The 15,145-nt window shown below is 64.1% G+C and carries 8 protein-coding genes; 1 reads left to right on the top strand and 7 read right to left on the bottom strand.

The genetic code is table 11. The features are described from left to right. Positions 1–179: 179 nt before the first annotated feature. Positions 180–344, bottom strand: coding sequence for a DUF3309 family protein (locus tag I6F35_RS25670; RefSeq protein ID WP_225120436.1), 165 nt, complete (start codon positions 342–344; stop codon positions 180–182). A gap of 161 nt (positions 345–505) precedes the next feature. Between I6F35_RS25670 and I6F35_RS25665 the strand changes: the two genes are divergently transcribed. After that, positions 506–817, top strand: coding sequence for a polyhydroxyalkanoic acid system family protein (locus tag I6F35_RS25665; RefSeq protein ID WP_225120435.1), 312 nt, complete (start codon positions 506–508; stop codon positions 815–817). Between the two features lie 187 nt (positions 818–1,004). On the opposite strand, the gene treY is transcribed toward I6F35_RS25665, so the two are convergent. Genes treY through I6F35_RS25635 form a run of 6 tightly spaced genes read right to left on the bottom strand, consistent with a single transcriptional unit; the run spans position 1,005 to position 15,035 of the window. After that, a complete protein-coding gene (gene treY, locus I6F35_RS25660; RefSeq protein WP_225120434.1) occupies positions 1,005–3,779 on the bottom strand; it encodes a malto-oligosyltrehalose synthase in 2,775 nt (924 codons plus the stop codon). 4 nt (positions 3,780–3,783) lie between these two features. Next, complete coding sequence (gene treZ, locus I6F35_RS25655; protein WP_225120433.1) at positions 3,784–5,541, bottom strand: malto-oligosyltrehalose trehalohydrolase; 1,758 nt, start codon at positions 5,539–5,541, stop codon at positions 3,784–3,786. Further along, positions 5,538–7,613 (bottom strand): glycogen debranching protein GlgX, encoded by a 2,076-nt coding sequence (gene glgX / locus I6F35_RS25650; protein WP_225120432.1) that lies wholly within the window; start codon positions 7,611–7,613, stop codon positions 5,538–5,540. Before glgX ends, treZ begins: the two co-directional genes overlap by 4 nt. Positions 7,614–7,617: 4 nt before the next feature. Then, a complete protein-coding gene (glgB, locus tag I6F35_RS25645) occupies positions 7,618–9,765 on the bottom strand; it encodes a 1,4-alpha-glucan branching protein GlgB (RefSeq protein WP_225120431.1) in 2,148 nt (715 codons plus the stop codon). Then, entirely contained in the window at positions 9,762–13,073 is a 3,312-nt protein-coding gene (gene treS / locus I6F35_RS25640; protein ID WP_225120430.1) for a maltose alpha-D-glucosyltransferase, read from the bottom strand. The genes glgB and treS overlap by 4 nt, the downstream gene beginning before the upstream one ends. A 12-nt stretch (positions 13,074–13,085) precedes the next feature. Beyond that, on the bottom strand, positions 13,086–15,035 hold the full coding sequence (locus I6F35_RS25635; RefSeq protein WP_225120429.1) for an alpha-1,4-glucan--maltose-1-phosphate maltosyltransferase: 1,950 nt from the start codon (positions 15,033–15,035) through the stop codon (positions 13,086–13,088). Between the last annotated feature and the right edge of the window lie 110 nt (positions 15,036–15,145).

Below are 15,145 nucleotides of genomic sequence, written 5' to 3'. Positions count from 1 at the left end.
CGGGAGTGTGGATGGTGGGCAACGCTGCGCGTTGCTCCCCAGCGATTCGACGGTCTTGGCACGGTCATGCCCCGCGAAGGCGGGGCATCCAGTAAGCGGTGACTTCTCGGCTTATGCATTCGACGTCTCTGGAATACTGGATCACCCGCCTTCGCGGGTGATGACAGCGGAGAACAGCATCAGATCCTCCCAAGCAAGAGCAGGATCAGCAGGATGACGATGACGAGTCCAAGCCCACCGCCACCGTAGTAGCCGGTGCCGTAGAACGGTCCGCCGCCGATGCCGCTGAAGCCGCCCAGCAGGAGGATGATCAGAATGATGAGAATGATCGTTCCAATTGACATATAGTGTCTCCTCAGCCCGGAGGGCCTGGTTGCCGCGTTCTGCCCTTCGGTTGGGGAAACGAACCGAAATCATGAAGGTTCCGGCTTTTGCACTGCACGTATCGGCCTTCTGTTCGGCGGAGGTGGCATTACATGCAATTGATCAGAGGAGGAAATTTGCAATGTCTGCTCCGTTGATCGTTTCGATTCCGCATAGTCTTGGCCGCGAGGAAGCCATGCGTCGCCTGAAGACGGGACTCTCACGCGCCGCCAGCAGTGTACCGGTGCTCAAGGTCGACGAGGAGCGCTGGGAGGACAATCGCATGATCTTTCGCGTGCGCGCGCTCGGACAGGCCGCGACCGGCCATGTCGATGTCGACGAGGATCACGTGAAGGTCGAAGTGACGTTGCCCTGGCTGCTGCAACGATTTGCCGAAGTCGCGCAGACCGTGATCCGCGATCGCGGTCGTCTGCTGCTGACCAAGCGCAGTTGACGCGCGGCGGATCCGCAAGGAATGCTGCGCTCCCTCTCCCGCTTGCGGGAGAGGGCGGGGGTGAGGGTGCCTCCGCATTGGGACTGCCCGTGGGGAGCGAGCCCTCATCCGGCGTTGCGCGCCGACCTCCCCCGCAAGCGGGCGAGGTGAAGCCAACTCACTGTCGATTCATCGAATGGCATCCAGTCTAAGCGCGGATGCGCTTTCGCGCCGGACTTGAAGCGGCGGCGACTTTCGCCTTGAGCACCGCGACCGGCAGATGCCGAAACAGCGTGGAGAGCGGAAGCTCGTTGTCGCCGGCGTCGGTGACATAGCCTTTGATGGTGACCGCACCGTCGAAAGCATCCGCCTTCGGCCAGATGCGGCCGACTTCGGTGAAGGGCGCAAAGGACTTTCCAACGACGATGATCACAGCGTCCCGCTCCCATTGACGGGCGAACGCGACGACATGATCGCGGTGCGGCCCGCTCGCCTCCAGCGGCAGATAGTTTCCTTGCGTGAACACGTCGGGCAGTTCGGTGCGAAGCTGTAAGAGGTGCCGGGTCCAGGCGAGCTTCAGCCGGCCGTCGGGCCATTCCCGCACAAGCTGCGCCCAGTCCGGGTTTTCGAGTGTCGCAAGCGCCGACGCGCGCGCGGCGAAATCCACGGGTCGGCGATTGTCGGGATCGACGAGGGAAAAGTCCCAGAACTCGGTGCCCTGATAGAAGTCGGGCACGCCGGGAAGCGTGGCCTTCAGTGTGAGCTGACTCAGCGAGTTCAGCGCGCCCAACAGCGATAGCCGCCGCGCCAGGGTTTCAAGCGCGTTCAGGAATTCGGCCGAACGCGAGCGGTCCAGGATGCGCTCGAGGAAGGTCTTGACCCCGGCCTCATAGGCCTGGTGCGGATTGAGCCAGCTCGTTTCCTGCTTGCCCTCGCGAGAGGCCTTCAGTGCATAGGCCTGCATGCGCACGAGCAGGTCGGGATCATCAGGCTGCCACGCGCCGAGCAGCGCCTGGTAGAGCATGTATTCAGAGGTTGCGGACGGTGCGCGAAACTCGCCGTCGACCACGAGATGCGGCGCATTGAGGACTTTCCAGCGCGACACCGCGCTGGTCCACTCGCCGGGAATTTCCGCCAGCGCCAGGATGCGGGCGCGGGCGTCCTCGCCGCGCTTGGTGTCGTGGGTCGTGGTCGCGGTCATGCCGTGCGGCCATTCGTTGGCGCGCCTCTGCATCATCTCGTGAAATGCGTCGATCGGCAGCGCTTTCGCGGCGGGATCGCCGCCGACCTCGTTCAGCGCGAGCAGCCGATGATAGCGGTAGAAGGTGGTGTCCTCCAGTGACTTCGCCATCATCGGCCCGGTGAATTGCTGCAGCTTCTGCGCAAAGCGGCGGACGCGCGGCGCGCTGTGGGCGGCGCGACCGGGCTTGATCAGGTCCATGGTCAGCGCGTCCTGGATGAAATCGAAAATGCCTTCGTCGGCGGCGAACCAGTCGGCGCGTGCCCGCGTGATCGTCTCGGCGATCAGGGCCCGATCGTGCGGCGTCGGACCGGAGGCGGTGAGATAGGTGCGATAGACCGGGAAGTGCAGCACATAGAGCTCGAGCGCCTGCCGCAGGCTGTCGGCGGAAAAATCGCGGGTCGAGTAGTGGCCGTTCGCGATCCGCGCGAGCAGCCGCCACAGCACGGTGAACTCGCTGGTCAGGAGCGTCTCGAGCACGCGGCGCTTCGCCTCTCTCAGCACCGGCGCCAGCCTTGGCGAGCGGTTGCTGATCTGGCGCCAGATCTCGTCGAGCGGCTCAAGGCCCTTGCCCTCGACCAGGACTTGCGCGATCACGTTCATCCATTCGTAGCCGGTGGTGCCGTGAACGCCGGCAAGTGCCGGCAGCTTCTCCTGCTCGCCGAGGATCTTTTCGATCACCAGATAAAACGGCCGTCCGCCGCCTTGTGCATGGCGGATCAGGCGGCGCAGGCGCTGGCAATACTGCGCGGGATCGAACAGTCCGTCGATATGGTCAAGCCGGAGCCCCTGCAGCTTGCCTTCGGCGATCAACCGCTTCACGAGCAGATGGATCGCCTCGAACGTGCCGGCATCCTCGACGCGGATGCCGGCGAGATTGTTGATGTCGAAGAAGCGGCGGTAGTTGATGTCGCTGGAGGCGAGCCGCCAATGGCCGAGCTTGTAGTGCTGGCGTTCGAGCAGGTGATGCAGCGCGAGCGTTTGCGCAGGCCGGCCCTCGCCGGCGCGATAGGTTGATAGCCCGCGCGCGATGATCTCGCCGGCGCCGGCGATCGCCTTCAGCTCCGCCTTGAAGGCCGGCGCCTCCTTCCGATTGGGATGCCGAAGTCCCCTGTAGCGCGACGCGAGCTCCAGGATGGCCTTGCCGGCATCGCTCTCGGCCGCATCAGCCTCACGCACGATCGTTCGCAGTATCTCGCCGTAGCGCTCCGGCGCGATCGGCAGGCGGTGCTCGAAATACCAGGCGGAGAAACTGCCTTCTCCGGCATCGTAGCGCAGCTCGATCTCGCCGCGCTCGAGCGCCTGCCCATAGGACGAGCCGAGGATCGGCAGCAGCACGCCGCCGCGGGCGCGGTAGGGCAGTTGCTCCCAGTCAATGTCGAAGGAGGCCGCATGCGGCGAGGTGGGGCCCCACTCGAGCACGTCGAGCCACCAGGGATTGTCGTCGAAATGCACGCCGACATGGTTGGGCACGAAGTCCAGGATCAGGCCGAGGTCGTGCTGCTTTAGCGCGGCATTCAAGCGCTCGAAACCGGCTTCGCCGCCGAGTTCCGGATTGAACTGCGTGTGATCGACGACGTCATAGCCGTGAGCCGAACCCTTGCGCGCCTTCATGAACGGCGAGGCATAGAGATGCGTGATGCCGAGCGCCTTGAGATAGGGGACGACCTCGACGGCAGCATCGAAGTCGAAATCGGCGGTGAGCTGCAACCGATAGGTCGCGATCGGAATCGCGGGGGGCATTCTTCTATCCGATGTGCCAGCACACCGACCAAGCGGGGATGTTAGTGCCTAACGCACTGCCCCAGATCAAAGTTCCGGCGGACTGGTCCTTCGGCGCCGCGATCTCGCGATCTCCGAGATTGGCGGTCAGCGACAGCAGCCTGCCATCGCCCATGCGCCAATGTGCCGTCAGCAGGCCGTCATCCGCATGCGCCCCGCCGAAGCTGGCGCCGGCCAGCCGCGGCGTGATTTCGCGGTGGCGGACCGCGAGCAGGTCGCTCGTCAGCGCCAGCCGTGTCCGCCCCGGCTCACGGTCGCGCTCCGTCCAATCCAGCACCGCCGATTGAAAGGTCGACTGCTCCAGCGGATCCGGAACTTCGTCGCCATATTTCGCGTAGGCCCAGGCATATTCCTCGCGCCGGCCCTTGCGGACGGCGTGGGCGAGATCGCCGTGGAAGTCGCAGAAGAACGGAAACGGCGCCGTCGAGCCCCATTCCTCGCCCATGAACAGCATCGGCGTCATCGGCGCCAGCAGCGTGATCGCGAGCGCGGCCTCGATTGCCTTGGGATCGGCGAAGCTCTCCAATCGGTCGCCGAAGGGGCGATTGCCGATCTGGTCGTGGTTCTGCAGGAAGTTGACGAAACAGGTTGGCGACAGCGCACCGCTCGGCTCGCCGCGGGGGATGCCGCCCCAGAAGGTCGACACCTCGCCCTGGTAGACGTAGCCGGACGCCAGCGCGCGGGCGAGGCCGCCACGCGGCGAATCCTGATAGTCGCCGTAATAGCCTTGCGCCTCGCCGGTCAGCATCACGTGCCAGACGTGATGATAGTCGTCGTTCCATTGCCCGCGATATTTGCCGCGCGGCGGGTCCTCAGTGGCATCGAGCAGGCTGGCGCGATTGTCGCTGTTCTCGAGCACCATGTTGATCTGCCGGCCGCTCTCCGCCGCGAACTTGCCGACGGCGATGCTGAGATCGTGCAGGATCGGGATTTCGCCCGCCTCCACGATGGTGTTGACGGCGTCCAGGCGCAGGCCGTCGAAGCGGTAGTCGCGCAGCCAGTGCACCGCGTTTTCGATCGCGAAATCGCGCACTTGCTTGACGCGATAATCGATCGCGCTGCCCCAGGGCGTATGCGCGTCGGTGAAAAAGCCGGGCGCATAGCGGCCGAGATAATTCCCTTCGGGCCCGAAATGGTTGTAGACGACATCCAGCATCACCATCAGCCCGCGCTGATGGGCGGCGTCGATGAGCGCCTTCAGATCCTCCGGCCGGCCATAGGCGCTGTCGGGCGCGTACCACAGCACGCCGTCATAGCCCCAGTTGCGCGTCCCTGCGAAATCGGCGAGCGGCATCAGTTCGAGCGCGGTGATGCCGGTCTCGACGAGATGGTCGAGCTTGTCGATGATGGCGCGATAGGTGCCCTCGGGCGTGAAGGTGCCGACATGCGCCTCCAGCACAACGGCCTCATGCCACGGCCGCCCGCGCCAGTCGGTGGCACGCCATGCGAAGGCGTCGTGATCGATCACTTCGCTCGGGCCGAAGACGTCGTCGGGCTGGAACGCGGAAGCCGGGTCGGGGACGTCGACCTCGTCATCGATGCGGAATTTGTAGCGCGCCCCTCGGGCGACGCCGGGAATTTCAGCAGTGAACCAGCCATCGTCGCCGCGGGTCAGCGCATGCAGCTTGTCGAGCAGCACGTCGACGCGCCTCGCCGCCGGCGCCCACAGGCGGAATAGCGCGCCGTCCTTCGTCAGCAGGGGGCCGAAATGCCGCTCATTCATGCCGAGCCCGCAAAGGCGAGCACCGAACGAGGAGGCGCCTTGGTGTCGGCACCGGATGCGATATCAACGGGCATCTGCTTGTTCTCGGTGGTGTTGAGCACCTGGCGCCAATTCCTGTACTCGGTCATGACAGGCATCTTGAACGCGATTTCTTCCGGTGCGGCATTCAGCACAATAAAGATCGGCGCCTGCCCTGGTTCCATCGGTCCGAGCACATAAGAGAGAAAACGTCCCTCCGGGAAATTCCAGTCGGACTCCTTCATCTCCTCCGCGGCGGGCGTCAGCCACAAGACGCCGTAGGAGCCGTCGGCGCGCCGGCCGGCCAGCCAGCGCTGCGAACGAAGCTGCCTGAATCTGCGGCGCAGCCCGGTCAGATAACCGATGAAATCGGTGAAATCCTCGGTTTCGTCGCCGAAATTGTCCCAATTGACCCAGCCGACCTCGTTGTCCTGGCAATAGGCATTGTTGTTGCCGTTCTGCGAATTGCCGACCTCGTCGCCGGCGAGCAGGAGCGGCGTTCCCTGCGCCAGCAACAGGCAGGCGAGCTGGTTCTTTCGGAGCTGACGGCGCAGCGCGATGATATCGGGGTCGTCGGTGGGGCCCTCAACGCCGCAATTGTTGCTGTGATTGTCGTTGGAGCCATCGCGATTGTCCTCGCCATTGGCCTCGTTGTGCTTCTGGTTGTAGCTGAAGAGGTCCATCAGCGTGAAACCGTCATGCACGGTGATGTGGTTGATGCTCGCGCGCGTCGCGCGGTTGTCGTGATTGAACAGGTCCGATGACGCCGTCATGCGGCTGGAGATGTCGCCGATCAGGCTCCCTTCGCCGCTCCAATAGCGCCGCATCGCGCTGCGATAGCGGTCGTTCCATTCCGACCATTGCGAGGGAAAGGCGCCGACCTGATAGCCGCCGAGGCCGAGGTCCCAGGGTTCGGCGACCAGCTTGACGGTGGCGAGCACCGGATCCTGCCTGACCGCGGTGAGGAAGGAGGCATTGCGCTCATAGCCGTTCGGCCCGCGCGCCAGCGTGGTGGCGAGATCGAAGCGGAATCCGTCGACATGGCAGACTTCGACCCAGTAGCGCAACGAGTCCATCACCATCTGCAACACGCGCGGATGGGTGAGCCTGACCGAATTGCCGCAGCCGGTGAAGTCGTCGTAGTAGCGCGGGTTGTCCGGCTTCAGCCAGTAATACGAGGCGTTGTCGATGCCGCGGAACGATAGCGTCGGGCCCAGTTGGTTGCCCTCGGCGGTGTGGTTGTAGACGACGTCGAGCATCACCTCGATGCCGGCATCGTGCAAGCGTGCCACCGTGGTGCGGAAGGAATCGAGCGCATTATCCTGCGCGTAGCGCGGCTCCGGCGCGAAGAAGGCCAGTGTATTGTAGCCCCAATAGTTGGCGAGCTTCTTCTCGACTAGGATGCGATCATCGATCAGTCCGTGGATCGGCAACAGTTCGATGCTGGTGACGCCGAGCCGCTTGAGATGGTTGATCATCGCGGGCGAGGACAGTCCGCCATAGGTGCCGCGCAGGTTGGGAGCCACATCCTCGCGCTTCTGCGTCAGTCCCTTGACATGGGCCTCGTAGATGATCGTGTCTTCCCAAGGGGTGTTGGGGCGAATTTCGCGGCGGCCCCAATTGAAGGTCTCGTCGACGACGACCGCCTTCGGCATGCCGCGCGCATTGTCGCGCCGGTCGAAGGAAAGATCCTCGCGCGCGCTGCCGGTGCGGTAGGCGAAATGCGCGTCGCTCCACACCAGCCGCCCGGCGATCCGCTTGGCATAGGGATCGAGCAACAGCTTGTTGGAATTGAATCGATGACCGCGCTCCGGCGCGTAGGGGCCGTAGACGCGATAGCCGTAAAGCTGGCCCGGCGAGACGTCGTTGAGATAGCCGTGCCAGACGTCCTCGGTACGCTCGGGCAGCTCGATGCGTTCGAGCTCGCGCCGGCCCTGGCTGTCGAACAGGCATAACTCGACCTTCTCCGCATTCGCGGAGAACAACGCAAAATTGGTGCCCCTTCCGTCCCAACTGGCGCCCAGCCGGGACGACGTTCCCCCAGTCAGTCGCATGACGTCAGCTTTCAGGTACGAGAAAGATCGCAGCCAACGGCGGAATGGTCAGGCTGAGCTCGGGCACGAGGCCTTCATGCGTGACCACTTCACCAATATTGCCGACATTGCTGCCGCCATAGTGCGACGAATCCGAGTTCAGCACCTCGCGCCATTTCCCCCCAAAGGGCACGCGGACGCGGTAGTCGTGATAGACGTTCGGCGAGAAGTTGGCCACCACGAGGCAGCGCGCACGCGCGGTGTTGCCTTTGCGGATCCAGGCGAACACGTTGTGGTCGGCGTCATCGGTGATGACCCATTCGAAGCCGGCCGGATCGCAATCCAGTTCATGCAGCGCCGGCAGCGCGCGATAAAGCCGGTTGAGGTCGCGCAGCAATGCCTGGACGCCGGCATATTTCGGCTGCTCGAGCAGATGCCAGTCGAGCGAATGTTCGTGGCTCCATTCGCGTTCCTGGCCGAACTCGCAGCCCATGAACAACAGCTTCTTGCCGGGATGGCCGAACATGAAGCTGTAATAGGCGCGCAGGTTCGCGAAGCGCTGCCAGTCGTCGCCGGGCATGCGGCCCAGGATCGAGCGTTTGCCGTGCACGACCTCGTCATGCGACAGCGGCAGGATGAAGTTCTCCGAGAAGGCGTAGTGCAGGCCGAACAGGATGTCGCCGTGGTGATACTTGCGGTGAATGGGATCCTTGCCGATGTAGCGCAGCGTGTCGTGCATCCAGCCCATGTTCCACTTGTAGCCGAAGCCGAGCCCGCCGAACTCGACCGGGCGCGACACCTGCGGCCAGGCGGTGGATTCTTCCGCCGCGGTCGTCGCCTGCGGGAAGCGGCCGAACACTTCGGTGTTGAAGCGGCGCAGGAAGTCGATCGCCTCCAGATTTTCGCGGCCGCCATATTTGTTCGGGATCCAGCCACCCGGCGGACGGCTGTAATCGAGATAAAGCATCGAGGCGACCGCATCGACCCGCAGGCCGTCGACGCCGTAGCGGTCGAGCCAGAACAGCGCGTTGGAGGCCAGGAAATTGGTTACCTCGGTGCGCCCGTAATTATAGATCAGCGTGCCCCAGTCGAGATGGCGACCTTGCAGCGGGTTGGCGTGCTCATAGAGCGCGGTGCCGTCGAAATGGCCGAGGCCGTGCGGATCGTCGGGGAAGTGGCCGGGCACCCAGTCGAGCAGCACCCCTAACCCTTCGCGATGGCAGGCGTCAACGAGGGCCGCGAAATCGGCCGGCGAGCCGAACCGGCTGGTGGGCGCGAACAATCCCGTCGGCTGATAGCCCCAGGAGCCGTCGAACGGATGTTCGCTGACGGGGAGGAATTCAAGATGGGTGAAGCCCATGTCGCGCGCATAGGCTGGAAGCTGTTCGGCGAGTTCGCGATAGGTCAGCCATTCATTGCTGCCCTTGCGCCGCCACGAGCCGAGATGGACCTCGTAGATCGAGATCGGCGCGCCGAGCGCGTTGATGCCGGACGGCGCCGCTTGCGGACGCGGAATTTGATCGAGATCGACCACGATCGAGGCGGTCTTCGGACGCAGCTCCGCGCCAAATGCCACCGGATCGGACTTCAGCGGCAGATGCTGGCCGTTGGGGCCGATGATGTCGAACTTGTAGTGGTCGCCGGCGCGGGCATGCGGGATGAACAATTCCCAATAGCCGACGCCGCGCACCCGCATCGGATGCCGCCGCGCGTCCCAGAAGTTGAAATCGCCGACCACGCTGACCCGCCGCGCATTCGGCGCCAGCACCACGAAGGCGACACCCTCGACGCCATCGAGCGTTATCGGATGCGCGCCGAGCTTGTCATAGATGCGCTGGTGAGTGCCTTCGCCGAGCAAATAGAGATCGAAATCGCTCAGGACTGGCGGGAAGCGGTAAGGATCGTCGAGATCGACGACATTGTCGCCGAAGCGGGCGCGCAGCTGGTAGCGGCGCGAGCCGTTCGGCAGCGTGCCGGCGAACAGGCCGGCATCGTGAATGCGCGCGAGCGGCGCGGTCTCGCCGTGCTCCCCGATCGCCTCGACATTGGAGGCTTCGGGCAGGAAGGCGCGCACGACGCTCTGGTCGCCCTCGGCATGAAGTCCGAGATAGCGGAAGGGATCGGAATGACGACCCTCGATGATCGCGTAGGCTTCGGCGGGCAATCTGGTCATTGCTGCTCATGCGGTTGTTGCGCCAGGATGCGGAGCATCCCGGTCAGCGGGACGCGCAGCCAGTCGGGCCGGTGCGCGAGCTCATATTCGATCTCGTAGAATGCTTTCTCAAGCAGGAAGAAGTTGAGCATCCGCTCGGCGGCGTCCGGATCGGCCGGCCACAGAGGCTGGCCCGCCATGGTCTCGCGATAGGCGGCCAGGAATGTTGCGGCGGCCTGGTCACGCCAGTCGGCGAGCGCCAGCGCGAGCTTGCCTTGCTCGTCGGATGCGATCTTCAGCGCCCGATCGAGCGCGGCGGTGACGGAGTAGTCGATCGAGCGGATCAGGCCGGCGACATCGCGCGCCGCCGGCGCCTTGCGCCGCCGCTCGGCGATGCTCCGCCGCGGCTCGCCCTCGAAATCGATAATGAAGATGTCGTCCTTGACGATCAGCATCTGGCCGAGGTGGAAGTCGCCGTGATGGCGGATGTTGAGGCCGTCGATGTCTGCAGGCAGCAGCGCCTTCAGCCGGGCCGGCAAGGTATCCTGCTGCGCCAGGAACTGGGCCACCAGCGGGCGATCGGCCTCTTTCAGCGTATCCCGCCGCTGCGTCAGCGTCTCGAAGACGCGATCAGCCCGGGCCATGATGTCGTCGATCCAGCGTTGCACGTCCTCCGGCCTCGTCGGCTCCGGCACGAACTCGGGCAGCTCGCGGTTGCTCGCCAGCGCGATGTGCAGTTCGGCGACACGCTTTCCTGTTTGCGCCATGTAGCGCAGATAGGAGGTCTGCTGTTCGCTTTGCTTCGTCTCATGGTTGGTTGCAAGCAGCCGCTGCTCCTCGACGAAGCGGTCGAGATAGGCTGATGTCACTGTCCACGCCTCGCCCTGGTTGGTGACAAAGGCGTGAACGACGCCGATCGCGCTGCGCTGTTCGCCATCGACGAGCTCGACCGTGCCGAGCAGCGCGGGCGTGTTGGCGAAGCCCGCGACGTCGGTGAGGAAACGGCCCATCTCGATCTCCGGATTGATGCCGGGCTCGAGCCTGCGATAGATCTTGACGACGTAATCCTCGTCGACCAGCGCCGTGCTGTTGGACTGCTCGGTTTCCACCGCGCGAATGCGCTGGGGCTGCTTGATCGGCTTGTCCGTGAAGCGGCTGGTCGGGCGGAATTCGAGACGCAGCGCGATGCCCAGCTCCTCGTCCTCGACCGTCAGCGACTGCGCCAGATTGCGCAGCAGCAGCGCGATGAAGATCTCGTCGGTCGCGACGTCGAGCAGCGTGCCCTCGCGGGCGCCCTGTCGTACCGCGGCAAGTGCGCGCGGATTGTAGCGCTCGCGGTCGAAACGCACCCATTCGATCCGGATCGGCAGCACGTAGCGTGAGGTGGCGCCGCGCTGCGTCGTCTCGAAGAAGGCGAGCCAGGGGCGGTTGTCGCCGATGTCGCAGAAGGGAATCGCGGAGACGAGCAGCGGCTGGATCGCTTTCGGCAAACTCTCGGGGTACCAGCGTGCCCGCGCCAGATGACCAGGCAGCACGTCGCGCTCGAATACGCCGCGGGCGCGCGCCAGCGACACCCAGGTCGAATTCAGCGGCACGACCAGCGTCTCGAATTCCGGCACCGCGCGCCGCGGCAAGGCGATAGTCTTGTCGGGCTCCTGGAGCTGGAACCAGTAGAAGCCGTACGGCGCCAGCGTGATCATATAGGGCAGTTCGCCAATCGTCGGAAAGCGCGTGCGGCCGAGCATCTCGAGCGGAATGCGTCCCTTGAAGGCGGACAGGTCGAGCTCGGTCGCCTGCGCCGAGCGCGACAGGTTGGCGACGCAGAGGATGACCTCGTCCTGATACTGCCGGACATAGGCGAGCACCGAGCGGTTCTCGGGCCGGATGAAGGTCATCGAGCCGCGGCCGAAGGCCAGGGTCGACTTGCGCACCGCGATCAGCCGCTTGGTGGCGCTGAGCAGCGACGAGAGGCTGCGCGACTGCGCTTCCACATTCACGGACTCATAGCCATAGACCGGGTCCATGATCATGGGCGCATAGAGCCGCGCCGGATCGGCACGGGAGAAGCCGCCATTGCGGTCCGGACTCCATTGCATCGGTGTGCGGACACCGTTGCGGTCGCCGAGATAGATGTTGTCGCCCATCCCGATCTCGTCGCCGTAATAGATGATCGGCGTGCCTGGGAACGAGAGCAGGAGCGAGTTCATCAGCTCGATCTTGCGCCGGTCATTGTCCATCAGCGGCGCGAGGCGGCGGCGAATGCCGACATTGATGCGGGCGCGGGGGTCGTTGGCATAGGTCGACCACAGATAATCGCGCTCGACATCGGTGACCATTTCCAGCGTCAGCTCGTCATGATTGCGCAGGAACAGCGCCCATTGGCAACTGGCCGGGATATCCGGCGTCTGCCGCAGGATGTCGGTGATCGGAAAGCGGTCCTCCTGCGCGATCGCCATGTAGATCCGCGGCATCAGCGGGAAGTGATAGGCCATATGGCATTCGTCTTCCCGGCCGAAATACTCCTGCACGTCCTCGGGCCATTGATTGGCCTCGGCGAGCAGGATCTTGTCCTTGGCATAGGTGTCGAGCTCGCGCCGCAGCAGTTTGATGATGGCGTGCGTCTCGGGCAGGTTCTCGTTGTTGGTGCCCTCGCGCTCGCAAAGATAGGGAATGGCGTCGAGCCGGAAGCCGTCGACGCCGGTGTCGAGCCAGCGCTTCATCACCTGCACGATCGCGCGCACGACGCGCGGGTTGTCGAAGTTCAGGTCCGGCTGGTGCGAGAAGAAGCGGTGCCAGTAGAACTGACCCGCTTCGGGGTCCCAGGTCCAGTTCGACTTCTCGGTATCGGTGAAGATGATCCGCGTGCCCTGGTACTTCTGGTCGGTGTCGCTCCAGACATACCAGTTGCGCGCGCTCGAGCCGGGATGGCTGCGGCGCGCGCGCTTGAACCAGGCGTGCTGGTCGGAGGTGTGGTTGATGACGAGCTCGGTGATGACCCGCAGGCCGCGCTTCTTGGCTTCATGGATGAAGCGCTTGAAGTCCTTCATCGTCCCGAAATCGGGATTGATGTCGCCATAGTCGGCGATGTCATAGCCGTCATCGCGCCCGGGGGACGGATAGAACGGCAACAGCCAGAGCGTGGTGACGCCGAGATCCTGCAGGTAGCCGAGCTTCTCGGTCAGCCCCGCGAAATCGCCGATGCCGTCATTATTGCTGTCGGCGAAGGCCTTGACATGGAGCTGGTAGATGATGGCGTCCTTGTACCAGAGCTCGTCCGCCGTCTCGGTGGCCACCAGTTCCTTCGTCTCGACCGCTGAAAGCACGTTCATGGCGCCGCCCCCTCAAGCCAGGCAGCGGAACAGCACCGCCGGATCCCGCATCGGATCAATCCGCACCCGAATGCCGCCCCAGTCGAGTGCATAGCGTTCGCCCGTGATCAGGTTCTCGACCGCGGCGACGTGACGGCGCTCGTCGCCGGCGCCTAGCTGGACATCGCCGAGCGGCAGCCAGATTTCGTGGATGTCGCTGGACAACGCAATCGCGACCGCAACCGTGTTGCTCCCATCGACGGCTTCCTTGACGAACCCGATCACGTTGCTGTCCTCGATGGGCAGGAAACGCAAATTGCTGGTCTGCTGCAGCGCTGCGTTGGCGCGGCGCACCAAATTGAGGTCGCGGATATAGGGCTTGATGTTGCCGGGCTTGTCCCAGTCGCGCACCTTGATCTCGTATTTCTCGGAATCGAGATATTCCTCCCGCCCGGGGATCGGCTCGTGCTCCAGCAGTTCGAAGCCGTTGTAGATGCCGTAGGTGCCGGACAGCGTCGCCGCCAGCGCGACGCGCGACTTGAACATCCAGGGTTCGCCGCCCTGCAGGTGGAAGGGCAGGATGTCAGGCGTGTTGACGAAGAAATTCGGCCGGTAGTAGTCGCGCTCGGGATAGCTGGTGAGCTCGATCAGGTATTGTTCCAGCTCCCAGCGCTGGGTGCGCCAGGTGAAATAGGTGTAGGACTGGGTGAAGCCGAGCTTGGCCAGCCCCTTCATCAGTTTCGGCCGCGTGAAGGCCTCCGCAAGGAAGATCACGTCCGGATGGTGCAGCTGCACCTGGTGAATCAGCCATTCCCAGAACGGGAACGGCTTGGTGTGGGGATTGTCGACGCGGAAGATCTTCACGCCCTGGTCGACCCAGAACAGGATCACGTCCCGCAGCGCATTCCAGAGCGAGCCAGAATCCTCGCAGCCGAAATCCGGATTGACGATGTCCTCATATTTCTTCGGCGGATTCTCCGCATAGCGCATCGATCCGTCGGGCCGCTTCTTGAACCATTGCGGATGTTCCTTCAGCCAGGGATGATCCGGCGAACATTGCACCGCGAAGTCGAGCGCGACTTCCATGTTGTGCTCTCTGCACGCTGCGACGAAGGCGCGGAAATCCTGCAGCGTTCCCAATTCGGGATGGATGGCGTCATGGCCGCCTTCGGCCGAGCCGATCGCGTAGGGGCTGCCGGGATCGCCTTCCTTGGCGGTCACCGCATTGTTGCGTCCCTTGCGGTTGGTCTTGCCGATCGGGTGGATCGGCGTGAAGTAGACGACGTCGAACCCCATCGCCGCGATGTCGGGCAGGCGGTCGATGCAGTCGCGGAAGGTGCCATGCTGTCCCTGCACCTTGCCCTGGCTGCGCGGGATCATCTCGTACCAGGAGCCGAAGCGGGCCTGCGGCCGGTCGGCGACGAACGGGAAAAGCTGTGACCGTGTCAGGTCCGGCCGCGACTGGCTTTCGGCCATCGCGTCCTGCAATTCAGGCGCGAGCAGCGGCGCCGGATCGCCGGTCTGGAGATAGTTTTCGCACTGCTTGAGAATCACGGCGGCGGCCGCCCGTCCGCCGGCCTGCGCCTTGGTCAGCATGCCCGCGCCTTCGATGGCATCGAGTGTCACGTCGGCACCGGCCTTCTGCTTCAGTTCGAAGCCGTGGCGCCAGGTGGCGAATTCGTCGGTCCAGGCCTCGATCGCATAGAAATAGCGGCCGGGTGCGTCGGGGACGAAGGAGCCAAACCAGCGGTCGTTGCTGTGCATGGTCATCGGCTCGCGGCGCCATTCGTGGTCGAGTTCGCCGCGCCAGATCAGTTCTGCGGCCACGACGTCGTGTCCATCACGGTAGACGTCGGCCCAGACCTCGACGGGCTCCCCCACGATGCGCTTCACGGGATAGCGGCCGCCGTCGATTAGCGGATAGACGTCTTCGATATGGAAAGTGCCGGCGGCACTCTCGACAGTTTGAGCGGTTTTGTTCACGGTGATGCCGCCACTGACACGGAAATGACGCCCCCGTTGCGTGAAGGATACGCTCCGGACTGATATAGAAAGCCGCTCACGGGACATTGGTTCCCGTGGAACGGCCGGAA

Source organism: Bradyrhizobium sp. BRP22, assembly GCF_020194175.1.
Lineage (GTDB): Bacteria > Pseudomonadota > Alphaproteobacteria > Rhizobiales > Xanthobacteraceae > Bradyrhizobium.
Note: the sequence above shows the minus strand (reverse complement) of the source record. Positions and strands in the feature narration are given on the sequence as shown.